At 61.8% G+C, this 25,879-nt stretch carries 28 protein-coding genes; 20 read left to right on the top strand and 8 right to left on the bottom strand.

The features are described from left to right. Positions 1–17: 17 nt before the first annotated feature. A complete protein-coding gene (locus So717_RS15705) occupies positions 18–425 on the bottom strand; it encodes a hypothetical protein (RefSeq protein WP_159979009.1) in 408 nt (135 codons plus the stop codon). 14 nt (positions 426–439) lie between these two features. Further along, positions 440–1,642 carry a pyridoxal phosphate-dependent aminotransferase gene (locus tag So717_RS15710; protein WP_159979011.1) on the bottom strand — a complete coding sequence of 401 codons (1,203 nt, stop codon included), beginning with the start codon at positions 1,640–1,642 and terminating at the stop codon, positions 440–442. A gap of 88 nt (positions 1,643–1,730) precedes the next feature. Between So717_RS15710 and So717_RS15715 the strand changes: the two genes are divergently transcribed. The 3 genes from So717_RS15715 (at position 1,731) to So717_RS15725 (ending at position 2,993) form a co-directional block, all read left to right on the top strand. Then, positions 1,731–2,138: a helix-turn-helix domain-containing protein gene (locus So717_RS15715; RefSeq protein WP_159979013.1), complete on the top strand. Its 408-nt coding sequence runs from the start codon at positions 1,731–1,733 to the stop codon at positions 2,136–2,138. Continuing rightward, positions 2,122–2,388: an FAD assembly factor SdhE gene (locus tag So717_RS15720; RefSeq protein WP_159979015.1), complete on the top strand. Its 267-nt coding sequence runs from the start codon at positions 2,122–2,124 to the stop codon at positions 2,386–2,388. Before So717_RS15715 ends, So717_RS15720 begins: the two co-directional genes overlap by 17 nt. Before the next feature lie 92 nt (positions 2,389–2,480). Beyond that, entirely contained in the window at positions 2,481–2,993 is a 513-nt protein-coding gene (locus tag So717_RS15725) for a MarR family winged helix-turn-helix transcriptional regulator (RefSeq protein ID WP_159979017.1), read from the top strand. Here the strand turns inward: So717_RS15725 and So717_RS15730 are convergent. Genes So717_RS15730 through So717_RS15740 form a run of 3 tightly spaced genes read right to left on the bottom strand, consistent with a single transcriptional unit; the run spans position 2,987 to position 4,841 of the window. After that, on the bottom strand, positions 2,987–3,709 hold the full coding sequence (locus So717_RS15730; RefSeq protein WP_159979019.1) for a DUF1194 domain-containing protein: 723 nt from the start codon (positions 3,707–3,709) through the stop codon (positions 2,987–2,989). The genes So717_RS15725 and So717_RS15730 overlap by 7 nt on opposite strands. Continuing rightward, complete coding sequence (locus So717_RS15735) at positions 3,706–4,416, bottom strand: DUF1194 domain-containing protein (RefSeq protein WP_238840988.1); 711 nt, start codon at positions 4,414–4,416, stop codon at positions 3,706–3,708. The genes So717_RS15730 and So717_RS15735 overlap by 4 nt, the downstream gene beginning before the upstream one ends. Next, positions 4,413–4,841 (bottom strand): VOC family protein, encoded by a 429-nt coding sequence (locus So717_RS15740; protein ID WP_159979021.1) that lies wholly within the window; start codon positions 4,839–4,841, stop codon positions 4,413–4,415. Before So717_RS15740 ends, So717_RS15735 begins: the two co-directional genes overlap by 4 nt. Positions 4,842–5,022: 181 nt before the next feature. On the opposite strand from So717_RS15740, the gene thyX reads away from it, so the two are divergent. Next, a complete protein-coding gene (thyX, locus tag So717_RS15745; protein WP_159979023.1) occupies positions 5,023–5,928 on the top strand; it encodes an FAD-dependent thymidylate synthase in 906 nt (301 codons plus the stop codon). A gap of 77 nt (positions 5,929–6,005) precedes the next feature. Here the strand turns inward: thyX and So717_RS15750 are convergent, their stop codons facing one another. Both So717_RS15750 and ettA read right to left on the bottom strand, forming a co-directional pair. After that, positions 6,006–6,380: a hypothetical protein gene (locus So717_RS15750; RefSeq protein ID WP_159979025.1), complete on the bottom strand. Its 375-nt coding sequence runs from the start codon at positions 6,378–6,380 to the stop codon at positions 6,006–6,008. Between the two features lie 36 nt (positions 6,381–6,416). Continuing rightward, a complete protein-coding gene (ettA, locus tag So717_RS15755) occupies positions 6,417–8,066 on the bottom strand; it encodes an energy-dependent translational throttle protein EttA (protein WP_159979027.1) in 1,650 nt (549 codons plus the stop codon). Positions 8,067–8,291: 225 nt separating this feature from the next. Between ettA and So717_RS15760 the strand changes: the two genes are divergently transcribed. The 7 genes from So717_RS15760 to So717_RS15790 are packed head-to-tail and all read left to right on the top strand — an operon-like array spanning position 8,292 to position 15,737. Further along, positions 8,292–10,574, top strand: coding sequence for a bifunctional salicylyl-CoA 5-hydroxylase/oxidoreductase (locus So717_RS15760; protein ID WP_159979029.1), 2,283 nt, complete (start codon positions 8,292–8,294; stop codon positions 10,572–10,574). Beyond that, the gene (locus So717_RS15765) at positions 10,571–11,290 is read left to right on the top strand and encodes an SDR family NAD(P)-dependent oxidoreductase (protein ID WP_159979031.1); all 720 of its coding nucleotides are present in this window, start codon (positions 10,571–10,573) and stop codon (positions 11,288–11,290) included. The genes So717_RS15760 and So717_RS15765 overlap by 4 nt, the downstream gene beginning before the upstream one ends. Continuing rightward, a complete protein-coding gene (locus tag So717_RS15770; protein ID WP_238840991.1) occupies positions 11,287–11,760 on the top strand; it encodes a MarR family winged helix-turn-helix transcriptional regulator in 474 nt (157 codons plus the stop codon). Before So717_RS15765 ends, So717_RS15770 begins: the two co-directional genes overlap by 4 nt. Further along, the gene (locus So717_RS15775) at positions 11,757–12,557 is read left to right on the top strand and encodes an enoyl-CoA hydratase family protein (RefSeq protein WP_159979033.1); all 801 of its coding nucleotides are present in this window, start codon (positions 11,757–11,759) and stop codon (positions 12,555–12,557) included. The genes So717_RS15770 and So717_RS15775 overlap by 4 nt, the downstream gene beginning before the upstream one ends. Further along, positions 12,557–13,705, top strand: coding sequence for an acyl-CoA dehydrogenase family protein (locus tag So717_RS15780; RefSeq protein ID WP_159979035.1), 1,149 nt, complete (start codon positions 12,557–12,559; stop codon positions 13,703–13,705). Before So717_RS15775 ends, So717_RS15780 begins: the two co-directional genes overlap by 1 nt. A gap of 1 nt (position 13,706) precedes the next feature. Beyond that, positions 13,707–15,317 carry an AMP-binding protein gene (locus So717_RS15785; protein WP_159979037.1) on the top strand — a complete coding sequence of 537 codons (1,611 nt, stop codon included), beginning with the start codon at positions 13,707–13,709 and terminating at the stop codon, positions 15,315–15,317. A gap of 15 nt (positions 15,318–15,332) precedes the next feature. Continuing rightward, positions 15,333–15,737, top strand: a complete 405-nt coding sequence (locus So717_RS15790) for a RidA family protein (protein ID WP_159979039.1) — start codon at positions 15,333–15,335, stop codon at positions 15,735–15,737. Positions 15,738–15,750: 13 nt separating this feature from the next. On the opposite strand, the gene So717_RS15795 is transcribed toward So717_RS15790, so the two are convergent. After that, the gene (locus tag So717_RS15795) at positions 15,751–16,941 is read right to left on the bottom strand and encodes an NADH:flavin oxidoreductase/NADH oxidase family protein (protein ID WP_159979041.1); all 1,191 of its coding nucleotides are present in this window, start codon (positions 16,939–16,941) and stop codon (positions 15,751–15,753) included. Positions 16,942–17,149: 208 nt separating this feature from the next. Here So717_RS15795 and So717_RS15800 point away from each other — a divergent pair, with 208 nt between their 5' ends. The 9 genes from So717_RS15800 (at position 17,150) to So717_RS15840 (ending at position 25,878) form a co-directional block, all read left to right on the top strand. Beyond that, a complete protein-coding gene (locus So717_RS15800; RefSeq protein ID WP_159979043.1) occupies positions 17,150–17,959 on the top strand; it encodes a hormone-sensitive lipase in 810 nt (269 codons plus the stop codon). 59 nt (positions 17,960–18,018) lie between these two features. Beyond that, the gene (locus So717_RS15805) at positions 18,019–18,780 is read left to right on the top strand and encodes a GntR family transcriptional regulator (protein WP_159979045.1); all 762 of its coding nucleotides are present in this window, start codon (positions 18,019–18,021) and stop codon (positions 18,778–18,780) included. After that, positions 18,777–19,607, top strand: coding sequence for a tryptophan 2,3-dioxygenase (locus So717_RS15810; RefSeq protein WP_159979047.1), 831 nt, complete (start codon positions 18,777–18,779; stop codon positions 19,605–19,607). Before So717_RS15805 ends, So717_RS15810 begins: the two co-directional genes overlap by 4 nt. Next, positions 19,604–20,806, top strand: a complete 1,203-nt coding sequence (gene kynU, locus So717_RS15815; protein WP_174239055.1) for a kynureninase — start codon at positions 19,604–19,606, stop codon at positions 20,804–20,806. The genes So717_RS15810 and kynU overlap by 4 nt, the downstream gene beginning before the upstream one ends. A 187-nt stretch (positions 20,807–20,993) precedes the next feature. Continuing rightward, complete coding sequence (locus tag So717_RS15820; protein WP_159979049.1) at positions 20,994–21,458, top strand: cupin domain-containing protein; 465 nt, start codon at positions 20,994–20,996, stop codon at positions 21,456–21,458. After that, positions 21,458–22,711, top strand: a complete 1,254-nt coding sequence (locus tag So717_RS15825) for a flavin-dependent oxidoreductase (protein WP_159979051.1) — start codon at positions 21,458–21,460, stop codon at positions 22,709–22,711. Before So717_RS15820 ends, So717_RS15825 begins: the two co-directional genes overlap by 1 nt. A gap of 69 nt (positions 22,712–22,780) precedes the next feature. Beyond that, positions 22,781–23,950, top strand: a complete 1,170-nt coding sequence (locus So717_RS15830; protein WP_159979053.1) for an ABC transporter substrate-binding protein — start codon at positions 22,781–22,783, stop codon at positions 23,948–23,950. A gap of 60 nt (positions 23,951–24,010) precedes the next feature. After that, complete coding sequence (locus tag So717_RS15835) at positions 24,011–24,937, top strand: branched-chain amino acid ABC transporter permease (RefSeq protein WP_159979055.1); 927 nt, start codon at positions 24,011–24,013, stop codon at positions 24,935–24,937. Beyond that, complete coding sequence (locus So717_RS15840; protein ID WP_238840994.1) at positions 24,937–25,878, top strand: branched-chain amino acid ABC transporter permease; 942 nt, start codon at positions 24,937–24,939, stop codon at positions 25,876–25,878. The genes So717_RS15835 and So717_RS15840 overlap by 1 nt, the downstream gene beginning before the upstream one ends. Position 25,879 lies beyond the last annotated feature (1 nt).

Genomic DNA, 25,879 nt, shown 5'->3' on the forward strand with positions numbered 1-25,879 from the left:
GGCGTCCCCAAGATAAACTAATCGCCGTCGGGTTGGAGACGATCCGCCTTTTTGCGCACCAGCACTGCGCGCAGGTCGTGCATGGCCAGAAGCAGCGTGTCGGTGATCTCGTCCAACTGCTCCGGCGTTGCCTTTGATTGCGCCCATTGGGTTGTGAGGTTCAGGTGATCCACAGCGCGGTGGATGTCATCCATACTGCGGGCGGCGAGCAGGGCCTGCCGCTTTGCCATCCAGTCGTCGATGGCTGCACGGTCCTCCGCTGATAGCACGTGGTCGCCTTGCGGTTTCACCTCGCCATTGCGGATGTTCAGCACCGCGATCTGCTCCATCTCGATCCGGCGTTGGCGGTTTTCGGTGTCCACCCGAAAGACCGTCGCGCCGTTCTCGCGGATGCGGAAATAGTAGTCCGGCAGCGCGGTGCTCATGGCCTGCTCCTTGCCTAGGTCAACCCGGCGCAGAAGGTCTGGATGCGGGTGCAGGCCTCCGTCAAGGCCTCATCCGACGTCGCGTAGCTGACCCGGAAGTTCGGCGAGAGGCCAAAGGCCGCGCCAAAGACCACGGCCACCCCGGTCTCTTCCAGCAGGGCAGTGGCAAAAGTCTCGTCATCCACGATCTTGGTGCCAGCGGCGGAGGTCTTGCCGATGCACCCCGCAATTGACGGGTAGACATAGAAGGCCCCGTCGGGCACCGGGCAGCGGATGCCCTCGGCGGCGTTCAGCATGTCGACCACCAGATCGCGGCGGCGCATGAACATCTCGTTGTTAGGCGTGATGAAGTCTTGCGTGCCGTTGAGCGCCTCGACCGCTGCCCATTGGCTGACCGAGCAGGGGTTGGACGTCGACTGCGACTGCACCTTGCGCATCGCCTTGATCAGCTCTTCCGGCCCCGCCGCATAGCCGATGCGCCAGCCGGTCATCGCATAGGCCTTGCTGACCCCGTTCACGGTGAGTGTGCGGTCATAGAGGCGCGGCTCCACTTGTGCCGGTGTGCAGAACTTGAAATCGCCATAGACGAGATGTTCGTACATATCATCGGTCATCACCCAGACATGAGGGTGCCGCATCAGCACATCGGTGAGCTGTTTCAGTTCCTCCCAAGTGTATCCCGCACCCGTGGGGTTCGACGGTGAATTGAAGATCAGCCATTTGGTCTTGTCGGTGATCGCCGCCTCCAGTTGATCGGCGGTCAGCTTGAACCCGGTCTGCAGCGAGGCTTCGGCGATCACAGGCGTACCGCCCGCCAACAGCACCATATCCGGGTAGCTCACCCAGTAGGGCGCGGGGATCACCACCTCATCGCCCTCGTTCAGCGTCGCCATCAGCGCGTTGTAAAGGATTTGTTTACCACCCGTGCCCACACTGACCTGCGATGGTTCATAGCTCAGATCGTTGTCACGCTTCAGTTTATCGCAAATCGCGCGCTTCAGCTCTGGAATGCCGTCCACGGCGGTGTATTTGGTCTTTCCACCGGCGATGGCGGCCACGGCGGCGTCCTTGATGTTTTGTGGCGTGTCGAAATCCGGCTCACCTGCACCAAGGCCGATCACATCGCGGCCTGCGGCCTTGAGCTCGGCGGCCTTGGTGGTCACCGCGATGGTGGGGGACGGTTTGACGCGGGCAAGAGTCGCAGACAGGAATTCCATTTCGGCCTCGGTTTGATATGACGTGGGCCGAGTAGTAGGGGGCAGGTTGCCTCCGTTCAAGCGCGATCATCGCAAAGGAGATCACGATATGACCGACACGACAGACTGGTACGGCCCCGAAACTGCAACATTCGGTGATCGCGTGGCTGCGGCCCGCGAGATGGCCGAGATGACACAGGCCCAGCTTGCGCGGCGTCTGGGCGTGCGGGTGTCTACCTTGCGTGCGTGGGAAAACGATCTGTCTGAACCACGTGCCAACCGGCTGTCGATGATGGCGGGGCTGTTGAACGTCTCGATGATGTGGTTGATCAACGGGCAGGGGGAAGGGCTTGATGCCCCAACGGAAGAGGCAGGCCTTCCCGCGTCGGCGCAGGACATGCTGAACGAGATGCGCGATCTGCGTCTGGATATGATGGCCCGGGCGGAGCAGATGGCGCGGCTGGAGAAGAAACTGCGCACGGCGCTGAAAGAAGATCTGCATGAGCGAGCTGCGTGAACACCGCATCAAGCGGCTGAAAATGCGCTCCATGCGGCGCGGCATCAAGGAAATGGACGTGATCCTGCAACCTTTTGCAGAGGCCAACCTTGACGCTATGGAGGAGGCGGATCTGACCCTCTACGATACTCTGCTGAGCGAGAACGATCACGACCTTTATCAATGGGTTAGCGGCCAGATCGCGCCACCGCAGGCCTATGTAAAACTGATCGACCGCATCATCGGTGGACTGCCGCGGACAACGGGCTGAGCAGAACCGAACGCTTCGTTTTTGCGCTTTTAACGAATTATTGGCGTTTCTCGCGCAAATTCCGACTAAATTAGATAAGTCGGAGCGTGTAGATGAGTATTCAGGATCAGATTCCGTCAGAGACCTCGGCCTTGACTCGTAGCCAGGGTTTCATGGCGAGTTATCTTGAAGCGCTGTCTTTGGTAGAGCGGTTGCACCGGCTGTTGCTGGATGTCATCAAGGATGAATTCGAACGGGTTGGGGTGCTGGAGATCAATGCGGTCCAGGCACTGCTTCTGTTCAACATTGGTGACAATGAGGTCACTGCGGGCGAATTGAAAAGCCGTGGCTACTATCAGGGCAGCAACGTCAGCTACAATCTCAAGAAACTCGTGGATATGGGCTATATGCACCACAATCGTTGTGAGATTGACCGCCGCTCCGTCCGCGTCAGGCTGACTGAAAAGGGCCAAAAGATCCGCCATGTGGTGTCCGACCTGTTTTCGCGCCATGCGGACGGTCTGGAACACAAGGGCGTGCTTGGCCCGGACGGGATCGACGATATCACGCGGTCTCTCAAGCGGATGGAGCGCTACTGGTCGGATCAGATCCGCTACATCTATTGAGCGAAGCTGACCTCAAAGCCGTCGATCTCGCGCTTTAGTTTTGCCGTCATCGCAGCTGCGTAGTCTTCAAATCCTAGGGCCGTTTGCACAAATGCATCCGGCCCTGTGATCACATTGGCCCGGTAGTAAGACGACAGTTCGGCGATCTCGCTTTGACGCTGATCACCGCCCGCGGGGCTGTCTGCGCCAATCACCAAAGCGTTGATGGTTATGCCGCGCGCGCCAATGGCCTCTTTCACGTCGCGTGGGTGTGGCCCAAGGTTCGAAGGTCCGTCGCCCGAGATGTCCAATGTGCGTTTCCAGCAGTCCCGTTTCTGATCGAGATAGCGCGCCCCCGTCTCCATCGCGATGCCGAGGGCTGTGCCCGGTGTCGCGACACGGCGCTTTGTCCCTGCCAGGATCTTGCTGATATCATCGAGGGCCTGGCGGTCTGTCATCATTGTCCACGGCACAAGGACCACCTGATCTTCGCGGCCACTCCACTCAAACACCATCAGCGCAATCGGCGCATGCGGTACCGCGAGAAGGGCCTCGGCCACATCCGGATCATTTAGGGCTGAAATCAACCCGTCGAGCTGCAACCGATATTCTCTGAGATCAACAGATCCCGAGACATCAAGCCCCAAGGCCAAGGCTTGACGGCAAGCCGCATCGGCCAAATTGGTCATGGCAACGGTGAAGACACCAGCAAGACACAGGCTGCCAAAGCGGGTCATCCTTTTGGCCCCGCCGTGACCGCTCCGGGCAGCGCGCCAATGACGGGCGGCAACAACTCCCGTTCCAGCTTTCGCCGCATGGCGCGCTCGTAATCGTCAAAACCTTGCGCGACCTCCAGAAAAGCCCCGGGTCCACGCAGCACCTGACTTTGATAGAAAGCGATCAGGCCGGTTTCGGCCTCATAGTCTGCGCCGTTGACGACCAGCCCATTGACCGTCACGCCGTCAAAAGGGAACTCCGCATAGGCCAGAGCCGGGCCAAACCCTTCATTGTTCTGCCCATCCCCAGCCATGTCCAGAGTCTGATCGTGACAGTCCGGCGCGCGCTGCAAAAGCCGTGCGCCAAAGCCCAGTGCATAGCCCATTGCGGTCGGAAAATCATTGTGGCTGCGCGTGCTGCGGGCCAGCGTGTCGGCCGCCTGCAACAGCGCCGCCTGGTTGTCGATCAGTGTCCAGTCCAGCAGTAGCTCCTGGTTGTAGCGCCCGGACCATTCGTAGACGGCCAGCGCCACCGGGTCATCGCTGGCAAAGAATGCGGCCTGCACCTCCGGCGCAGTCAGGGCGGCCACCAGACCGCCCCGCTGCAAGGCATCCTCTGCCGCGTCGACCGAGCTTGACACGTCCAGCGCCAGGACCAGCGCCAAGCGACACTCTGCGACCGCTGGCCCTGCCAGCAGTCCAAACGCGCAGAGGGCGGCGCGGATCACCAGTGCCCTGTGTTTTCCATGCTCGCCCAAGGCTCCGCCGGGGCCAGATTGTCGCCTTCCTGCAATAGCTCGATTGAGATATTGTCGGGCGAGCGCACAAAGGCCATGTGGCCGTCCCGAGGTGGCCGGTTGATCGTGACCCCATTGTCCATCAGATGCCGGCAAACCTCGTAGATATTGCCCACCCGGTAAGCCAGATGCCCGAAGTGCCGGCTGTCACTCGGCAGCCCCTCATCACCATCCCAGTTATAGGTCAGCTCGACCGGGCACTCTTCCTGACCGGGCGGCGCCATGAACGCCAGCGTGAAGCGCCCGCCCTCACTGTCCATCCGCCTTGTTTCCTTGAGCCCCAACAGCTCATAGAACGCGATCGACTTTTCCAGATCCTTCACCCGAACCATTGTGTGCAAATACTTAAGGCTCATATTACCCCTCCATGACTGCTCTGGTTGCGCCAACACTAGCACGCGGACGCCGGGATGCCAGTCACATCACGCTGATAGGTGCCTGCTAAATCCATCGCGAAATTACAGCATATAGCTATTCCGTGACGCCTTGCGCCCAGATATAGTCGTGCTCGACTCACGCCCCCGAAAGGATGCCTCCATGCCGCTCTCCTCCGAGCACCAAGCCGAAATCGATGATCAACGCAGCCATCCCACGCCCACCCTGCGCGCCACCGCCCCTGGCATGGAAAAGCATCTCTACACAGCGCAGCCGGTGCTCGACCACGGGTTCGTGCGCGTCATCGACTACATGGGCGACGACGCGGCCATTTGCCAGGCGGCCCGTGTGTCTTATGGTCGTGGCACCAAATCCGTGCAGAATGACGAAGGGCTGATCCGCTATCTGATGCGCCACTGGCACTCGACCCCCTTCGAGATGTGCGAAGTCAAACTGCACGTGAAACTGCCCGTCTTCGTCGCACGCCAGTGGATCCGCCACCGCACCGCGAATGTGAACGAATACTCCGCCCGCTACTCGATCCTCGACCGTGAGTTCTACATTCCAGCGCCCGACGATCTCGCGGCCCAGTCGGTTGTGAACAATCAGGGCAGGGGCGCGGCGCTGACGGGAGAGGAGGCGCAGCGGGTTCTGCGCTACCTGCAGGATGACGCCATGCGCTGCTATGATCACTATGAAGAGATGATCAGCCAGGATGGCCAGCAGGGCCTCGCGCGCGAGCTGGCCCGCATGAACTTGCCCGCCAATATCTACACCCAATGGTACTGGAAGGTCGATTTGCACAACCTCTTCCACTTCCTGCGCCTGCGTGCTGATGCCCACGCGCAATACGAGATCCGTGTCTACGCAGACGCCATCTGCGCGATGGTCAAGGACTGGGTGCCCGCCGCTTACGGTGCCTTCGAGGACTATCGGTTGGGTGGGGCAACACTGTCGGGGCGCGCGCTGGAGTGCATCAAGAAGATGCTCGCCGGGGAAGAGGTCACACAGGAGACCTCCGGCATGTCCAAGGGCGAGTGGCGAGAGTTTCAGGGCGTGATCGGCTAAACGCCGTTGGCGGTTAGGTCAGTCCGGCTCCGGCTGTCGCCCTCTCCGAATTGTTCAAATCGGGCCCTTTTCGTGTATCACGCACCGGGGCGCTCTGCGCGTACTCTGCAGTTGGTGTTGTCTGAACCTACATAGGTGTTTGTACCGGGCTGACGCTGCAGTAGCACTGTGGTGGTGTTGCCATTGCTCCAGTTGATTTCGGCGGAGAGGCGGTCGCCGTCGAGGTTGGCCTTAACGTTGCCTGCGTGTCTGAAGTTGTTGAAATACCGCCCAACGAACACATTGGGTTGTACCTCGTCCAGTTCCGCGATGCCGCGAAAAAGAACTTCTTCACCCGGAGTTTCTGACAGGCATAGCGTCGAGACCTCCCAGTCTCCGGCGTTATTGCCGGGGCCCTGATTAGCGCAGGCGGAGACGAGAGCCGCGGCCGCGATGAGAGCTATTTTGCGCATAGGTCGCCTTTCAGAACCAGATGGTGCCCAGGGCGTTCATCGGGTGAATTTTTTGAATTTCATGCGCTTGGGTTCGATGTCTCCTAGCCTCCGTTTCTTGTCTTCCTCGTAGTCCTCGAAGTTGCCTTCGAACCATTCCACGTGGGCTTCACCTTCGAAGGCGAGGATGTGGGTGCAGATGCGGTCTAGGAAAAAGCGGTCGTGGCTGATGACCACGGCGCAGCCTGCGAAGTCGACGAGGGCGTCTTCCAAAGCTCGGAGGGTTTCGACGTCGAGGTCGTTGGTGGGCTCATCAAGCAGCAGCACGTTGCCACCCGATTTCAGCAGGCGCGCCATGTGCACGCGGTTGCGCTCGCCGCCTGAGAGGAGCCCGACCTTCTTCTGCTGGTCGCCACCCTTGAAGTTGAAGGACGAGCAATAGGCCCGTGAATTGACTTCGGCGTCGCCGAGCTGGATGAGTTCGGCGCCGCCTGAGATGGCCTCCCACACGGTCTCGTCGGCGCTGAGGTCGTCGCGGGATTGGTCGACGTAGGCGAGATCGACGGTGTCGCCGATCTCGATGGCGCCCGCGTCGGGCGCCTCCTGCCCGGTGAGCATCTTGAACAGCGTGGATTTACCCGCGCCGTTTGGGCCGATCACGCCGACGATGCCGCCGGGCGGCAGGGAAAAGTCCAGCCCTTCGACCAGCAGCTTGTCACCCATGGCTTTTTGCAGACTAGAGACGTCGATCACCTTGCTGCCCAGACGCTGGCCGGTGGGGATGACGATCTGCGCGCGGGAGAGCTTTTCGCGCTCGGACTGGTCGGCGAGCTCGTTATAGGCGTTGATCCGGGCCTTGGACTTGGCCTGCCGGGCCTTGGCCCCCTGGCGCATCCAGTCCAGCTCGCGTTCGAGGGTCTTCTGGCGGGATTTGTCCTCGCGCGCTTCCTGTTCGAGGCGTTTGGCTTTCTGTTCGAGCCAGGCGGAGTAGTTGCCCTCGTAGGGGATGCCGCGACCACGATCCAACTCCAGAATCCAGCCGGTGATGTCATCGAGGAAGTAGCGGTCGTGGGTAACGATCAGGATCGTGCCCTTGTAGTCGATGAGGTGCTGTTGCAGCCAGGCGATGGTCTCGGCATCCAGATGGTTGGTGGGCTCGTCGAGCAGCAGCATATCGGGCGCTTCGAGCAGCAGTTTGCACAGTGCCACGCGGCGCGCCTCACCGCCCGAGAGTTTCGTCACATCGGCGTCGTCGGGCGGGCAGCGCAGGGCCTCCATGGAGACGTCGATCTGGCTGTCCAGATCCCAGAGGTTCTGGGCGTCGATGTCATCCTGCAGCTTGGCCATCTCATCCGCCGTCTCGTCGGAGTAGTTCATGGCGAGTTCGTTGTAGCGGTCGAGGATGGCCTTCTTGTCGGCCACGGCGAGCATGACGTTTTCGCGGACTGACAGCGACGGATCAAGCTGCGGCTCCTGCGGCAGGTAGCCCACAGTGGCGCCTTCGGCTGACCACGCTTCACCGGAGAATTCCGTGTCGAGCCCCGCCATGATCTTCATCAGCGTGGATTTACCCGCGCCGTTTACGCCCACGACGCCGATCTTCACGCCGGGCAGGAAGTTCAGGTGGATGTTCTCGAAACACTTCTTGCCGCCCGGATAGGTCTTGGAGACGCCGGACATATGATAGACGTATTGATAGGCGGCCATGGGATGCTCCGAATATTTGCTGTGGAGAGGTATTCGGGGAGTGATAGCGAAGCCGCCGGTCAGGGGCAATGCGGGATACGGGCTGGCGACGTTTGCAAAGGGTGTAGACGGTCTTGGGGGACAAGAACACCAAATATACTTCAAAGGCAAAATATTTATACTTGAAACGAATATGGGAGGCGGTTAGCCTTGCTTTAGTTGACTGCGTCACAAACGGAGATCGCAATGCGCATCGCCTGTCTGGGCGGCGGACCTGCCGGCCTCTATTTTGCCATTTCCATGAAGCTGCGCGCGCCCGAGACCGAGGTTGTCGTGTTCGAGCGAAACCGGCCTGATGACACCTTCGGCTGGGGTGTTGTTTTATCCGATGAGACGCTCGACAACCTACAGGCCAATGATCCGGTTAGCGCTGACGAAATTCGCGCGAACTTCGCATATTGGGATGACATCGCGCTGCATCACAAGGGGCAGCGGCTGGTGTCCTCCGGCCATGGGTTTTGCGGCATCGGGCGCAAGAAGCTGTTGTTGATCCTGCAGGCGCGCGCACGCGAGCTGGGTGTCGACTTGCGCTTTCAGACCGAGGTGGGTGCTGCATCCGAGTATATGGGTGACTATGATCTTGTGGTGGCCAGTGACGGGCTGAATTCCAAGACCCGACTAGAGTTCAAAGACACGTTCGAGCCCGACATCGACCTGCGCAAATGCCAGTTTGTCTGGCTTGGCACCCATCAGAAATTCGACGATGCCTTCACCTTTATCTTCGAGAAGACGGACAAGGGCTGGCTCTGGGTGCATGCCTATCAATTCGATGCGGACACGGCGACCTTCATTGTCGAATGCAGTCAAGATACCTTTGACAACTACGGCTTTGGCGAGATGAGCCAGCAGGAGACCATCGCCATCTGCGAGGAGGTCTTCAAGGATCATCTGGGCGGTCACAGCCTGATGACCAACGCAAACCACATTCGTGGATCGGCCTGGCTGCGCTTCCCGCGGGTGCTGTGCAAGCGCTGGAGCCATGAGAATGTGGTGCTGATGGGCGACGCGGCGGCCACGGCGCATTTTTCCATCGGTTCGGGCAGCAAGCTTGCCATGGAAAGCGCGATTGCGCTGGCGGATGAGGTCATGGCCGCGCCGAATTTGCCGACTGCCTTTCAGAGTTATGAGGACAAGCGCCGCCTCGAAGTGCTGCGCCTGCAGTCGGCCGCGCGCAACTCGCTGGAATGGTTCGAGGATGTGGAGCGCTATATCGATCTCGACCCGGTGCAGCTGAATTACTCCATGTTGACCCGCTCGCAACGTATCAGCCACGAGAACCTGCGCGAGCGTGATGGCGGCTGGCTGCAATCGGCGGAGGCCTGGTTCATGGAGCAGGCCGGGGCCGGATCAAACGGCCCGGCGCGCCCGCCCATGTTTGCGCCGTTTCAGTTGCGCGATATGACCCTGACCAACCGCGTCGTGGTCTCGCCCATGGCGCAGTACAAGGCGGTTGATGGTTGCCCGACTGATTGGCACCTGATCCACTATGGCGAGCGGGCAAAGGGCGGCGCCGGGCTGGTCTATACCGAGATGACCTGTGTGTCGGCGGAGGGCCGGATCACGCCGGGGTGCCCGGGCCTTTATGCGCCCGAGCATGAAGCCGCCTGGACGCGGCTGAACCACTTCATCCATACGGAGACAGAGGCGAAGACCTGCTGCCAGATCGGCCATTCGGGGCGAAAGGGCTCGACCAATCTGGGGTGGGAGGGCATGGATATGCCGCTTGAAAACGGCAACTGGCCGCTGCTCTCCGCCTCCGCCATCCCGTGGTCTGAGGCCAACGCCACCCCCAAGGCCATGGACCGCGCTGATATGGACCAAGTCACGGCAGAGTTTGTGGCCGCGACGCAGATGGCGGATCGCGCAGGCTTCGATATGATCGAGCTGCATGCCGCGCATGGGTATCTGATCTCCTCCTTCATCTCGCCGCTCTCCAATATTCGTACGGATGAGTATGGTGGCAGTCTCGACAACCGCATGCGCTATCCTCTGGAAGTGTTTGCGGCGATGCGCGCCGCCTGGCCCGAAGGCAAGCCCATGTCCGTGCGCATTTCCGCCAGCGATTGGGCGGGCGATGATGGCGTGACGCCCGAGAAGGCGGTTGAGATTGCCGCGATGTTCGAGGCGGCCGGCGCCGATATCATCGACGTCTCGGCGGGTCAGACCTCGACACAGGCCAAGCCCGTCTATGGCCGCATGTTCCAGACGCCTTTCTCCGACCGCATCCGCAATGAGCGCCGTATCAAGACCATGGCCGTGGGCAATATCTACGAGGCTGATCACGTGAACTCGATCCTGATGGCGGGGCGGGCGGATCTCGTATGCCTCGCGCGCCCGCATCTGGCGGACCCGTATTGGACGTTGCACCGCGCGACGGAGCTTGGCGACCGGCACGCGCGCTGGCCTCTTCCTTACGAGGCGGGCCGCGATCAGGCCTGGCGGCTGGCGGATCGTGAGGCGCAGGCATGAGGCGCGTGTTGGTCACCGGTGGCGGCTCCGGCATCGGGCGGGCCATTGCGCGCGCCTTTGCCGCTGAGCGGGAGGAGGTGACCATCACAGGCCGACGCCTTGAGCCCCTGCAGGAGACCGACAGCGGGCGCGGCATAACCTGCGCGCAAGTGGATGTGACCGATGAGGCGGCTGTGGAAGCGCTTTTTGCGCAGCCCTTCGATGTGGTCATTGCCAATGCGGGCATGGGGCGCGCCGCGCCGCTGACGGAGGTGTCGCTGGAGGAGTGGACCCAGACCCTGACTGTCAACCTGACGGGTACTTTCCTGACCTTTCGGGCGGCGATGCGGAATATGCCAAAGGGCGGGCGCCTGATCGCCATCGCTTCGACCCAGGCGCTCAAGGGTGGTGGTCGGATCGCGGCTTATGCCGCCTCCAAACACGGCGTGCTGGGTCTTGTCCGCTCCGTCGCGCATGAGGTGGCGCGCAGGGAGATCACGTGCAACGCGATTTGCCCCGGTTTTGTCGAGACGCCCATGGCGGAGGCGGCGGTCAAAAGCGTGATGGCGAGCCGGGGGCTGGATGAAGCGGCGGCGCGCGACATGGTCGTCTCCAACAACCCGGTGGGCCGCATGATCCAACCGGATGAGGTGGCGGCGGCGGCGCTCTATCTGGCGTCACCGGGGGCGGCCATGGTGAACGGACACGCGCTCAGCGTGTCAGGAGGTGAGATTTGAAACAGGTCAGCCCAGACACCACGCCCAAAACAGGGCCTGCGTCAAAGGAACGGCTGCGGCTCTGGCTGCGCCTTCTGGGCGCCGCGCGCCAGGTCGAGGCGGAGCTGCGCGAGCGGTTGCGCACCGAGTTTGACACCACGCTGCCCCGGTTCGACGTGATGGCGGCCCTGTCGCGGCATGAACAGGGGCTGAAGATGAGCGAGCTTTCCGGTGTGCTGCGCGTGTCCAACGGCAACGTCACCGGCATCGTCGATCGTTTGACAGAAGACGGCTTGATGCTACGCATTGCGGTGCCCGGCGACCGGCGCGCCTCGCGCGTGCGGCTGACCCAGAAGGGGCAGGAGGAGTTCGCGCGGCAGGCTCAGGCCCATGAGGGATGGGTGAACGAGCTGCTTGGTGGGTTCTCGGTCGAAGAGGCCGTGGCCCTCAGCGCCCGGTTTGATGACTTGAAGAACGGCCCTGAGACATGAGCACCCGCACTGACACCACGCATTTCAACTGTCGCATCGAAGGCCGCATCGCGACGGTGCAGCTGGACCGGCCCGAGCGCAAGAACCCGCTGACCTTCGACAGCTATGCCGAGCTGCGCGACTGGTTTCGTGATCTGGTCTACGCGGATGATGTGGATGTGGTCGTCTTTGCGTCGAACGGTGGCAACTTCAGCTCCGGCGGCGATGTGCATGACATCATCGGCCCGCTGACCGAGACGAACATGAAAGACCTGCTGGCCTTCACGCGGATGACCGGCGATCTGGTCAAGGCCATGGTCAACTGCGGCAAACCGATCATCGCCGCTGTCGATGGCATTTGCGTCGGCGCAGGCGCCATCATCGCCATGGCGTCTGACATGCGGATCGCCACACCGCGGGCCAAATGCGCCTTCCTCTTCACCCGCGTCGGGCTGGCGGGCTGCGACATGGGTGCCTGTGCGATCCTGCCGCGGATTATCGGCCAGGGCCGCGCGGCGGAGCTGCTCTATACCGGGCGGTCGATGTCCGCCGAAGAAGGCGCCGCTTGGGGCTTCTACAACCAGATCGTCGATGACGTTGAGGCCGAGGCGCAGGCCCTGGCGCAGCGCATCGCCGCAGGCCCGAATTTTGCGCATATGATGACAAAGACCATGCTGGCGCAGGAGTGGTCCATGTCGATCGAACAGGCGATCGAGGCCGAGGCGCAGGCGCAGGCGATCTGCATGCAGACGGGGGATTTCGAGCGTGCCTACAAGGCGTTTGTCGCGAAGGAAAACCCCGTGTTCGAGGGCAACTGATGGCGGATCGCTCCTTTCTCACCTGGCCGTTCTTTGAGGATCATCACCGCGCGCTGGCCGAGGCGTTGGAGGAGTTTACCGCGCAGCTGTCAGTTGATCATTCTGATACGGATCAGGCCTGCCGTGATCTGGTCCAGCAGCTGGGGGCGGCGGGCTGGTTGCAGCATGCGGCGGTGGCGCCCGGCACGGATGATGCTTTGGATGTGCGCACCCTTTGCCTGATCCGCGAGACGCTGGCGCGGCATGACGGGTTGGCTGATTTTGCCTTTGCCATGCAGGGGTTGGGCAGCGGGGCGATATCGCTCTTTGGCACGGCAGACCAGCAGGAGGACTGGCTGCCCAAGGTGCGCAGTGGCGCGGCCATCGCAGGGTTTGCCCTGACGGAGCCGGCCTCCGGGTCCGACGTGGCCAATGCAACCATGACGGCGGTGCGCGACGGCGATAGCTATGTGCTGAACGGCGCAAAAACATGGATTTCCAACGGCGGGATTGCGGATCTCTATACCGTCTTTGCCCGCACGGGCGACGCGCCGGGGGCCAAGGGCCTGTCGGCCTTCATGGTGCCCGCCAGCACCCCGGGGCTGAGCGTTGCCGAGCGGCTGGAGACCATCGCGCCGCACCCCTTGGCGACGCTGTCCTTTGAGGGCTGCCGCATCCCTGCAAGCGCCCGGCTGGGTGACAGCGGCGCGGGCTTCAAGATCGCCATGTCGGTGCTCGATGTGTTCCGCCCCACTGTGGCGGCGGCGGCTCTGGGCTTTGCGCGCCGGGCGTTGGAGGAGGCGGTTGCCCGGGTCACCACGCGGCAGGTGCAGGGCGCACCACTCTTTGATTTGCAGATGGTCCAGGGGCATATCGCCGATATGGCGCTCGACGTGGATGCCAGCGCGCTGCTGATCTATCGCGCGGCCTGGGCCAAGGATTCCGGCGCGCCGCGTGTCACGCGCGAGGCGGCGATGGCCAAGCTCTTCTCCACCGATCAGGCACAGCAGGTCATCGACAAGGCCGTACAGTTGCATGGTGGGGATGGGGTGCGCGGCGGCACGGTGGTCGAACGGCTCTACCGCGAGATCCGGGCGCTGCGGATTTACGAGGGCGCCTCGGACGTGCAGCGCGTGATCATCGCCCGGCAAACTTTGGGAGGGTCCTGAGATGCTTGGCCCCACAGCCCACACCGACAGTTTCACGCGGGACAACCTGCCGCCGCCGGATCAATGGCCTGACTTCCGGCTGGAGGGCTTTGACTACCCAGACCGGCTGAATGTGGGCGTCGAGCTGACCGACCGGATGGTGACCGATGGCTTTGGCGACCACACGGCGCTGATCGGCAACGGGCGCATGCGCACCTACAAGGAGCTCAGCGACTGGACCAATCGCCTCGCCCATGCGCTGGTCGAGGATCTGGGCGTGAAGCCTGGCAACCGGGTGCTGATCCGCTCCGCCAACAACCCGGCGATGGTCGCCTGCTGGCTCGCCGCGACCAAGGCGGGAGCCGTGGTGGTCAACACCATGCCCATGCTGCGCGCAGGCGAGCTGGCGGCCATCGTCGACAAGGCCGAGATCAGCCATGCGCTGTGCGATACGCGCCTGATGGATGAGATGACCGCCTGCGCCAAAGACAGCGCGTTTCTGAAAACCGTGGTGGGCTTTGACGGCACGTCAAATCATGATGCGGAACTTGATCGGCTGGCGCTTGAGAAACCCGTGCAGTTCGACGCCGTCGAGACCGGGCGCGATGACGTGGCGCTGCTGGGCTTCACGTCAGGAACCACCGGCGCGCCCAAGGCCACGATGCACTTCCACCGTGATCTGCTGATCATCGCGGATGGTTATGCCCGCGAGGTGCTGGGCGTGGTGCCTGACGATGTCTTTGTGGGGTCGCCGCCGCTGGCCTTCACCTTCGGGCTTGGGGGGCTTGCAATCTTCCCCCTGCGTTTCGGGGCGACCGCCACGCTGCTGGAGACAGCCTCACCGCCCAATATGGTCGAGATCATCGAGCGGTACAAAGCCACCGTCTGCTTCACCGCCCCCACCGCCTATCGCGCCATGCTGGCGGCCATGGACGAGGGCGCGGATCTGTCGTCGCTGCGAGCGGCTGTTTCGGCTGGGGAGACCTTACCCGCTCCGGTTTATGAAGAGTGGATGGCGCGCACCGGCAAGCCAATGCTCGACGGCATTGGCGCGACGGAGCTTTTGCATATCTTCATCTCCAACCGGTTCGACGATCACCGGCCTGCCTGCACCGGGCGCCCGGTGACGGGCTATGAGGCGCGGGTGATTGGCCCGGACGGCACTGAGCTGCCGCGCGGAGAGGTCGGCCGTCTGGCGGTGCGAGGGCCAACCGGCTGCCGCTATCTCGCGGATGAGCGCCAGCGCGGTTATGTCCACGATGGCTGGAACATCACGGGCGACGCCTTCTCAATGGATGCGGATGGCTATTTGCATTTCGCCGCACGCAATGACGATATGATCGTGTCCTCGGGCTACAATATCGCGGGGCCTGAGGTGGAGGCCGCATTGTTGGCGCACCCAGAGGTCGCGGAGTGTGCCGTGGTTGGCGCGCCGGATGATGCGCGCGGCATGATTGTCGAGGCGCATGTGGTCTTGGCAGGCGGCGCGCCGGATGACGCCACAGCGGAGCGGCTACAGGATCATGTGAAAGCCACCATCGCCCCTTATAAATACCCGCGTCGCGTGGTTTTTGCGGACAGCTTGCCCAAGACCGCTACAGGAAAAATCCAACGCTTCCTGCTGAAGCACTAACGTCGGAGCATGCTCATGCCTGCAAACACCATACACCCGCCCGGTTGGGCGCCTGCCAAGGGCTACGCCAACGGGATGCTGGCGCGTGATGGCACGCTCTATGTGGGCGGGCAGATCGGCTGGACGGCGGATCAGACCTTTGAAAGCCATGACTTCATTGGCCAGATGGAACAGGCGTTGCGCAACATCGTGGCGGTGGTCGAAGAGGCGGGCGGGCAGGTGACCGACATCACGCGCCTGACGTGGTTTGTGCTCGACAAAAGCGAATATCTCGCCCGCCAGCGGGAGGTGGGCGAGGCTTACCGCCGCGTACTGGGCCGCCACTTTCCCGCCATGTCCGTGCTGGTTGTGGCGGGGCTGATTGAGAATGAGGCCCTGCTTGAGATCGAGGCGACCGCCTATCTTGGCCCGCGCGATTGAGAGCGTTTGCCCACTACCGGAACCGCGCGTTCCAGAGGACAGCCCGCTTCGCATCTCGTGCGTTGTAAGCTGCGACGGCGTCGGGCAAGCATTCCGGTCCAGACAGGGCGCGCCCTTCGGCCAATTCTGTAAGGCGCATGCTGTACCACGCGGTCACACCGCCCTCCGGCGGATTGGCAAACCTGGGAAAGGTCGGGGCGGCGGTGTCGCCCGAAAGCCAGGCCTTTGGAAGATCGGGCTGCAGCACCAGCGCGCGTGCCAGCCCGATCATATCCACACCGCGCGAAAGCGCGTCTTGCACCTGATCAAAACTCTTGAACCCGCCGGTCAGCATCAGAGGCCTGTCGGTCAAGGCTCGCGCTGATTGCGCGAACTCAAGAAAATACGGGCCCTTACCCGCCGCGTCCGAGGCGGATGGTGCCCCCGGGAAATAGGTGCCCCCGCTGATGTCGATCAAATCAATGCTGGTGCCATCAAGCGCCTCAACCACGGCCAATGCGTCCTCCTGCGACAGACCGCCTTCGAGCTGGTCTGTGGCGTTCAGCTTGATCCCGACGGGAAAGGCCGGACCCACCGCATCGCGAACGGCCTTCACCGCCTCAAGCGTCAGGCGCATGCGGTTTTCGATAGAGCCGCCGTAGTTGTCTGTCCGGGTGTTGAAAAGGGGAGACAGAAACTGGCTGAGCAGGAACCCGTGGGCCGCGTGCAACTCGACCCCGCCAAAGCCCAGGTCTTTGGCCAGCCGCGCTGTCTCGGCAAATTGCGACGGCAGTTGCAGGATTTCGGCCTGAGTCAGCGCCTCACAGGTCAGCCCCGGCAGATCAAGCGTGCTGGGGCCTTTGGGCACGCCAATCGGCGGATGTGTCATGGCGCCCGCATGGCCCAGTTGCAGCCACAGATGCGCCCCCCGGGCCGCCCCCGCCGCGGCGAGGTCACGGAACCCGTCGCCCACTGTGTCCTGCCATAGTACAAGATTGCCGGGTTTCTCGGCGGCCATGGGGTCGCCCTGAACCTCGCCAATGATGGACAACGCCAGCCCGCCTCTGGCCCAGGTTTCATAGAGGGTGATCTGGGCTTCCGTGGGGGCCCCTGTACCGTCGCCAAGTGAATCCGACATCGCGGATTTGGCGATGCGGTTTTTGAGGACCACGCCGCAGGGCAGGGTCAGCGGGTCGGTCAATTGTGTTGTGTGATTTTGGGTCATCTCTTCCCACTTAACATCATCAGAGCATTTGTCCTCTTCGAACTGCCGTGCTGTCTGAAAAAAAACACGCCGCTAAGATAGATGCGCCTTATGCCTGTTCACGGCCGGTACAAAGGCGACTTGGATAGCCAAGTGATCCCCCCTTGCGTCGCTGCGTTCAAGGCGGTTCTTTGGGACACACCGGTTGGGGCACAGGGAAGGGACGCGCATGTCAAAGCGGGATTGGGACGACGCATTTGCCAATATGGCCCATGTGGACGGGTCGGAGAAGCTGCCGGGCCTCTGGTCAGAGCGCGCCGCCGCGTACCGGCAGGGAAGCGTCCGCATCGATGAAAGCCTGGCCTATGGCACAGATGCCCGAGAGACCTTTGACTTGGTCTGGCCGGATGGCCCCCCGAAGGGACTCGCCGTGTTTGTGCATGGAGGCTACTGGATCCGGCTGGACAAATCCTATTGGACAGATCTGGCTGAGGGCGCGCGCCAGAATGGCTGGGCGGTGGCGCTGCCGCAGTATACACTGGCCCCGGCAGCGCGTTTGACGCAGATGACGCAGCAGATCGGTGCGGCGATTGCGCAGGCGGCGTCGATGGTTGCGGGGCCGATCCGGCTTGCCGGGCATTCGGCGGGCGGGCATCTGGTGTCGCGCATGGTCTGCGAAGACAGCCCTTTACCTGCCGAGGTACTGGCGCGGGTGGCGCAGTGTCTGTCAATCAGCGGCCTGCATGACCTGCGCCCGTTGATGTGGACCCAGATGAACGCAGACCTGCAGATCGACGAGGCGGAAGCCTTGCGCGAAAGCCCGGCGCTGCTGCGGCCCATAGCCGGGGCGAAGGTCACCGCCTGGGTTGGCCGTGCCGAGCGCCCCGAGTTCATTCGCCAGGCGCGCCTGCTTGCTTTGATCTGGGAGGGGCTGGAGGCGGACACAAAGCTGATGATTGAAGACGGGCATGATCATTTCTCGATCATTGAGGCGCTGAAACAGGCAGACAGCCCGATCACAGAGGCTTTTGCAAAATAATATATGATTTTTTATATCATGTGCTATAGTAGAGATAGCATGTGATTTAGGATCGACCTATGCCCCCCGCACAATCCAAGCCGGATCAGTTGCACAGGCACGTACGCGACGACATTCTGGCTCTGGCGTTTGAACCCGGACAGGCGCTGAGGCTGCCCAGCCTGTCGGAGGCCTATGGCGTTGGCTTGACCCCGCTGCGTGAGTGCCTCACCCGCCTCAAAGCGGAGCGGCTGGTGCAGGTGGAGCACAACAAAGGCTTTCGCGTCGCACCGCTGACGGCCGAAGACCTGCTGGACCTGGAGCACAGCCGAAACGCCATTGAAGGCTCGCTTTTTGTCCGGTCCGTCGCCCAAGGCGATGATATCTGGGAAAGCGGGGTCATCGGCACGTATCACCAGCTGGCCCGCACGCAGGTGCCGTCTGTCTTGCAATCACAAGACACGTTGGCGCTGTGGACAGATCGCCACGCGCGGTTCCATACGGCGCTCATTGCCGGTGCGCCTTCCACGTGGTTGCACAGCTTTCGCGATCAGGTGAACGACCAGCTCAGCCGCTATCAGCGCTACATTCAGCGCGGTCTGCGGCGGATGGCCAAAAGCCAGCCGGATGTGGCCGGGCGGGCGGCGGAGATCTTCGCGCGCGCCATGGCGCTGGAGCCACATACGGCGCTCTACGATGCCGCCCTGGCGCGAGATCCTGACGCGGCGCAGCGCTGCTTTGAGGCGCATGGTCAATTGTCGGTGTGCGCTTTTGAGGAGCTGGTGACCATGGTGCCAGTGGATGGCTCCGGTGCCAGTGCAACAGAGGAGACAGTATCATGAGCGCTTACGATCCAACCGCAGAGGGCGCCAAGATGTCCTTCGCCAAGGACATGTCCTACATCGACTATCTGGCGCTTGACCCCATTCTTGGGGCGCAAAACCGGCAGTCCGAAGCGCATGACGAGATGCTGTTTATCATTCAGCATCAAACCTCGGAGTTGTGGATGTGCCTTGCGCTGCACGAGCTGTCTGTCGCGCGCGAGAGGCTCACGAACGGCCAGTTCCCTCCGACCTTCAAGATGCTGACCCGCGTGGCGCGGATCTTTGAGCAGTTGAACGGTGCCTGGGATGTGCTGCGCACCATGACGCCAAGCGAATACACGGAATTTCGCGCTGATCTGGGGTCGTCCTCCGGGTTTCAATCGCATCAATACCGGCTGATCGAATTCATGCTTGGCAACCGCAATCGCGCCATGTTGAAGGTGCATGAGCACCGGCCCGAGCTGCATCACATGCTCACGCAAGAGCTCGGCACCAAGTCGCTCTATCATGTGGCGCTGGATCAGCTGTCCGAGCAGCTTGGCACGGGTTTTTCGGCGAAGGTCTACCGGATGGATGCGCCGCATGTCTCCGATCAGGCGGTCATGGAGGCCTGGGCAAAGGTCTATGATGATCCGGAGCGGTTCTGGTCGCTCTACGAGCTAGCGGAAAAGCTTGTGGATCTCGAAGACTATTTTCGGCGGTGGCGGTTCAACCACGTCACAACCGTCGAACGCATCATCGGCTTCAAACGCGGCACGGGCGGTACATCAGGCGTGAAATACCTGCGCCGCATGCTGGAAGTGGAGCTTTTTCCCGAACTTTGGCACGTCAGAGGGCAGCTATGAAAGACATCAGCGTAACACTTCCGATCAAGGACCGGTTCGAACTGCCGGAAGGTGTGATCTATCTCGATGGCAACTCGCTTGGTCCATTGCCCAAGGGGGTGCGGACGCGGGTTGCCGAGATGATGACACAGGAGTGGGGGCGGCACCTCATTCGCGGCTGGAATGCGGATGACTGGATGGGGCAGCCTTTGCGGGTGGGCAGTCGGGTCGGGCAGCTGATCGGTGCCCCCGAGGGCACGGTCGTGATGGGAGACACGCTGTCGATTAAGGTCTATCAGGCGTTGTCGGCGGCCCTGAAGCTGCGCCCGGGACGCAAAGTGATCCTGTCGGACAGCGGTAACTTCCCGTCAGACCTTTACATGGCGCAAGGGCTGATCGCACAGCTGGATCAGGGATATCAGCTGCGCGTTGTCGCGCCGGACGACGTGGCCCAAGCGCTGAATGACGAGGTCGCTGTCGCGATGCTGACACAGGTGGACTATCGCACCGGGCGGATGCACGACATGCAGATGATCACGGCCCAGGTGCAGGCGGCGGGGGCCGTCATGCTGTGGGACCTCGCCCACAGCGCCGGTGCCGTGCCAGTTGATGTTGCCGGTTGCGGGTGCGAATTCGCGGTGGGCTGTACCTATAAATACCTGAACGGTGGGCCGGGCGCCCCTGCGTTCATCTATGTGCGGCCCGACATCACGGAGCAGGTGCAGCCCGCACTTGCGGGATGGCTCGGCCATGATGCCCCCTTTGCCTTTGAGGCAACCTATCGTCCGGCGCAGGATATCGAGCGGATGCGGGTTGGCACGCCGCCGGTCATCCAGATGACCGCGCTGGAAGAGGCGCTGAAGGTCTGGGATGGCATCGACATGTCTGCTGTGCGGGCCAGAAGCATCGCGCTGTGTGAGTTGTTCATCGAGGAGGTTGAACGCCGGTGCCCCGACCTGCATCTCGCCAGCCCGCGCGATGCCTCGATGCGCGGCTCGCAGGTGTCCTTTGCTTTCGAGCATGGGTATGCGGCCATGCAGGCTCTGATCTCGCGAGGGGTGATCGGGGATTTTCGTGCACCCGACATCATGCGGTTTGGATTTACCCCTCTCTATGTGGATGAGCAGGATGTCCGCCGTGCTGTCGATATTTTGCACGAGGTGCTGGTCGGGCAGCTCTGGGACGCGCCCGAATTTAAGGCGACGGGCCGGGTCACCTGACCTCAAACCACCTGGTCGGAAATAAACATTGCAATGTAAATAATTTTAAGCCTAAAATTTCAGGGGTAAAATAGTTTGTTGGTGGGTTTGTCGCGGGCCGATCAAAGCTTTGGGGCGTTGCCGGGTATTGGGGCGCGTGCTTTGGTCATGTGGTCTGACGCAGCGGAGATCTGACGGGGAGAACAACATGGACGCAATGACACCGGGCATCGTGCGCTCAGGCAGCGGGTTTGAAGGGATCACCTGGAACATTCTTGGGCAGACCTATGTGCCCAAGGCCGTGACTGAGGATTGCTTTAGCTGGCATGCCACCTTGCCTCCCGGCACCTTCGTCCCACCCCATATTCACCCGGATCAGGACGAGTTTCTTTACATCCTCGAAGGCCGCTTTGATTTCCTGCTCGACGGGCAGGAGACGTTTGCCGAACCGGGTGATCTGGTCAAACTGCCCAAAGGCATCCCTCATGGGATCTTCAACAAATCCGATCAGACAATCAAAACCATGTTTTGGGTCACGCCGACCCAACGGCTCTATGATCTCTTCTGGGTGTTGCACAATCTGGGACCAGAGGCGGACCCGGCTGAGGTTGTGTCGATCTCAGCCGCCCATGCGATTGATTTCCTGCCACCGCCGGACGCCGAGAGCGATTGATGCGTAAGGTTGTCATAGCTGGCGCGGGCATTGGTGGGCTGACCACCGCGCTGATGCTGCATCAGCGTGGCATCGACGCGGTGATTGTCGAGCAGGCCTCAGACGTGCGGGAAGTGGGTGTGGGCATCAACACCCTGCCGCATGCGATTGCCGAATTGGTCGAGCTGGGCTTGTTGGAGCGTTTGGACGCGGTGGGCCTGCGCACGCGCGAGCTGCGCTATTTGACCCGAACCGGGCAGGAAATCTGGCGCGAACTGCGCGGCCTGCACGCCGGCCATGACCACCCGCAGTTTTCGATCCACCGCGGGCGGTTGCAGAAGCTGCTCTATGACGCCGTGATCGAGCGACTTGGGCCGGAGGCGGTGATCACCGGGTTCAGCCTCGGCGGCTTTGTTCAGGATGAGGGCGCGGTGACGTCTCATTTCCTTGATGCACGGGACGGGTCCGGTTCCATGTCGCTGCGCAGTGAGGTCCTGATCTGTGCGGATGGCATCCACAGCGTCGGGCGGCGGCGGTTTTACCCCAAGGAAGGACCACCCAGTTGGGCCGGTGTGGTCATGTGGCGTGGTGCCGTCGATTGGCCGGTCTGGGAAGACGGCGAGACCATGGCGATTGCAGGCGGGCTGGCGGGCAAGCTGGTGCTTTACCCCATAGCCCCCGCCAAAGACGGCAAGCAACTGATGAACTGGGTTGTAAACGTGCGCATCGCTGATGGCAGCGTCACACCACCCCCGCGCGACAGCTGGTCGAAACGCGCATCCCTGGCGCGTGTTCTGCCCTATGCCAAGCGGTTCTCGGTGCCAGGCATCGACATCGAGGCACTGGTCCGCGCCAGCGGCGACATCTTTGAATATCCGATGGCGGATCGCGATCCGCTGCCGCGCTGGACGAACGGGCGGGTGACCTTGCTGGGTGATGCGGCGCATCCGATGTATCCCGTCGGCTCGAACGGAGCGGCGCAGGCGATCCTGGATGCGCGCTGCCTTGCGGACCAGCTCGCGCAGGCCGCTCATCCGCGCGAGGCGCTGTACCGCTATGAGCAGGCGCGTCTGCCCAAGACAGCGGAGATCGTGCGCACCAACCGCATCGGCGGGCCGGAGCGGGTCATCGACGAGGTGGAAAAGCGCAGCCCCGCAGGCTTTGACGACATCAACGCGGTGATGAGCCTGGCGGAGCGGGAAGCCATCGTGCGCGGCTATGCCAAGATGGCCGGGTTCGCGGCCAAACTCGAGCGCAAGAGCCTCGCCTCGTGACGAACCCGGCAAAATGTGAAATGCAATAAAGGTATAAAACCAAATCAAAAGACGACAGGGAGTACCAATATGAAGACGACACTGACATCCACCGCGGGGGCGGCGCTGTTCTCGGCAATGATGAGCACAACGGCCATGGCCGAAGATCTCAAGATCGGGATGGTCGTGACACTGTCCGGCCCGCCCGCAGCCCTTGGCCAGCAGATCGTGGATGGGTTCCAGCTTGCCCTTGATCACAAGGATGGGCAGCTTGGCGGGCAGGCCGTTGAGCTGATCATTGAGGATGATGAACTCAAGCCCGATGTCGCCCTGCTCAAGGCCACATCGCTGGTGGAGCGTGAAGAGGTCGATTTTGTTGTCGGCACCGTATTTTCCAATATGCTTCAGGCGGTTTTTAAACCCATCGTCCAGTCCGAGACCTTTCTGATCAGCCCCAACGCGGGCCCGTCGACCTTTGCCGGACGCAACTGCAACCCATTCTTCTTTGCGACCTCCTACCAGAACAATCAGAACGCCGAGGTGAGCGGGATGATCGCGACCGAGGAAGGCTTTGAGAACGTCTTTGTCATGGCGCCGAACTACCAGGCCGGGCGCGACAATGTGGAAGGCTTCCGCCAGACGTTCAAAGGGTCGGTCACGGATGAGGTCTTTACGCCGCTGGGGCATCAGGACTTCTCAGCCGAGCTGGCGCGGGTCTCGACCTCCGGCTCTGACGCGATCTTCACATTCATGCCGGGGGGCATGGGTGTCCGGCTGGTCAATCAGTTCGAAGGGGCAGGGCTGTCGGACAGCATGAAATTCATGTCGGTTTTCACCACCGACGAGACCACTTTGCCGGGCCAGAAAGACGCGGCTGTGGGCTTCCTTGCGGCGGGCAGCTGGGCGCCAGACCTGCCGAATGACGACAACCTCGCCTTTGTGGCCGCCTTTGAGGAGAAGTACGGCTATATCCCCGGCTCCTACGCGATGCAGGCCTATGATACGGCAAACCTGATCGACAGTGCGGTGGCCGAAGTGGGTGGCGACTTGAGCGACAAGGACGCGGTGCGCGCAGCCCTGCGCAAGGCGGATTTCACCTCGCTGCGCGGGGATTTCTCGTTCAACAACAATCACTATCCGGTGCAGGACTTTCACGCGCTACAGGTGGTGAAGCGCGAGGACGGCAAATTCCACACGTCATTTGTGCGCACCGTGGCCGAGGACTATGCCGACAGCTTCCACGCTGACTGCAAGATGTAAGGTGGGAAGCCCCTCGGCTCTTGGGCCGAGGGGACCTGTCGCGAAACGGCTCGGTTTCTCATGTCATTGACCCTTTTTCTGATCCTGTGCCTGAATGGGTTGCAGTATGGTCTGTTGCTGTTTCTGATCGCGGCTGGCCTGACGCTGGTGTTTGGGGTGATGGGGTTCATCAATCTGGCCCATGGCGTGCAGTACATGGTGGGCGCCTATCTGATCTTTGCTTTCACCGGGCTGACCGGCCATTTTGGTTTGGCACTGGTACTGTCGCTGGTCACCGCCCTGCTGATCGGGCTTTTGCTGGAATATGTGGTCTTTCGGCATCTTTATGACCGCACGCACCTCGATCAGGTGCTGGCGACCTTCGGGATCATCATTTTCCTCAATGAGCTGGCCAAGGTGCTCTTTGGCCCCACAACCTTGTCGATTGCCACACCGGAGTTCCTGTCAGGCTCGATCCAACTGACGGAGCAGCTGCGCTATCCGGTCTACCGGCTGGTCACCATCGGGGTTGGTCTGGTTGTGGCGGCGGGGCTGTTTCTGACGATCAGCTACACGCGCACGGGCATGCTGATCCGCGCAGGCTCCACCACGCCCGAGATGGTTGCCGCGCTGGGTGTGAACATCAAACAGCTGTTTCGCATTGTCTTTGGTGTGGGCGCGATGCTCGCCGGGTTCGCCGGAGTGATCGCAGCCCCGATCTTTGCGATTGAGCCGGGCATGGGCGATAACATTCTGATCGTCGCTTTTGTCGTCATCATCATCGGAGGCGTCGGCTCCATCGGCGGAGCCTTTGTCGCGGCAATCCTGGTGGGGCTGATCGACACGCTGGGGCGCAGCTTGGCGACTGAGTTGCTGTCGTTTGTCTTCAACCCGTCGATGGCCAATCAGATCGGCCCCGCGCTGGCCTCTATGCTGATTTACATTCTCATGGCGGCGATCCTGGTGATCCGACCCAAAGGCCTGTTGCCCGCCAAGGGGGTGCATTGATGGACCGTAGTCTGGTGATCGGAGCACTGATCTTCGCGTGCCTCCTTGCGATGCCCGTGCTGTTGCCGCTGGTCGGTGCGGAGTATCTGACGGGTCTGTTGATCAAGGCCATGCTGTTGGCCATTGCCGCCATTTCGCTGGATCTGATCATCGGCCATGGCGGGATGGTTAGCCTCGGCCACGCAGCGTTTATCGGCGTGGGGGCCTATGCAGCGGCAATCGGGCTGGAAAGCGGGATCGAGAATATTCTGGTTCTGCTGCTGCTGACACTGGTGGTCACCGGCGGCATCGCCCTGATCACCGGTGCGCTGGCCCTGCGCACGACGGGCGTCTATTTCCTGATGATCACGCTGGCTTTCGGGCAGATGATCTATTTCACCCTGACCTCACTGGCAGCTTATGGCGGGGATGATGGCCTGACGCTTTGGTCACTGGCGACCTTTTTTGGCAGTGACATCGTGCAGAACCGCGGGGGCCTCTACTTTGTCATTCTGGCTGTGCTCTTTCTCAGCTGGTTCGGTGTTTACCGCATCAGCCAGTCGCGCTTTGGCCGCGTTCTGCGAGCGGCGCGCGACAACCCGCAACGGGCTGAGGTCATGGGCTACCCCATCGCGCGCTATCAACTGATCGCCTATGTGATCGCTGCGCTGATCGCAGGCATATCCGGGTTGCTGCTGGTGCAGCACGCCGAATTTGTCAGCCCCTCCATCGCAGCCTGGCAACGCTCCGGTGATCTGATCGTGGCCGTGGTGCTGGGCGGTCTGGGCACGCGCAACGGGGCGCTGCTGGGGGCGTTCTTCATCGTGATCGTGGAAGAGCTGCTCAGCTCGGTGATCCACGAATGGCGGCTGATCTACGGGCCGCTTCTTGTTCTGCTGGTGCTCTACGCCAAGGGCGGGCTGAACGATCTGCTGACGCCCGCCGCGCAGAAGGGGCGGTGAC

It is taken from the genome of Roseobacter cerasinus (assembly GCF_009811755.1).
GTDB classification, from domain to species: Bacteria; Pseudomonadota; Alphaproteobacteria; order Rhodobacterales; family Rhodobacteraceae; genus Roseobacter; species Roseobacter cerasinus.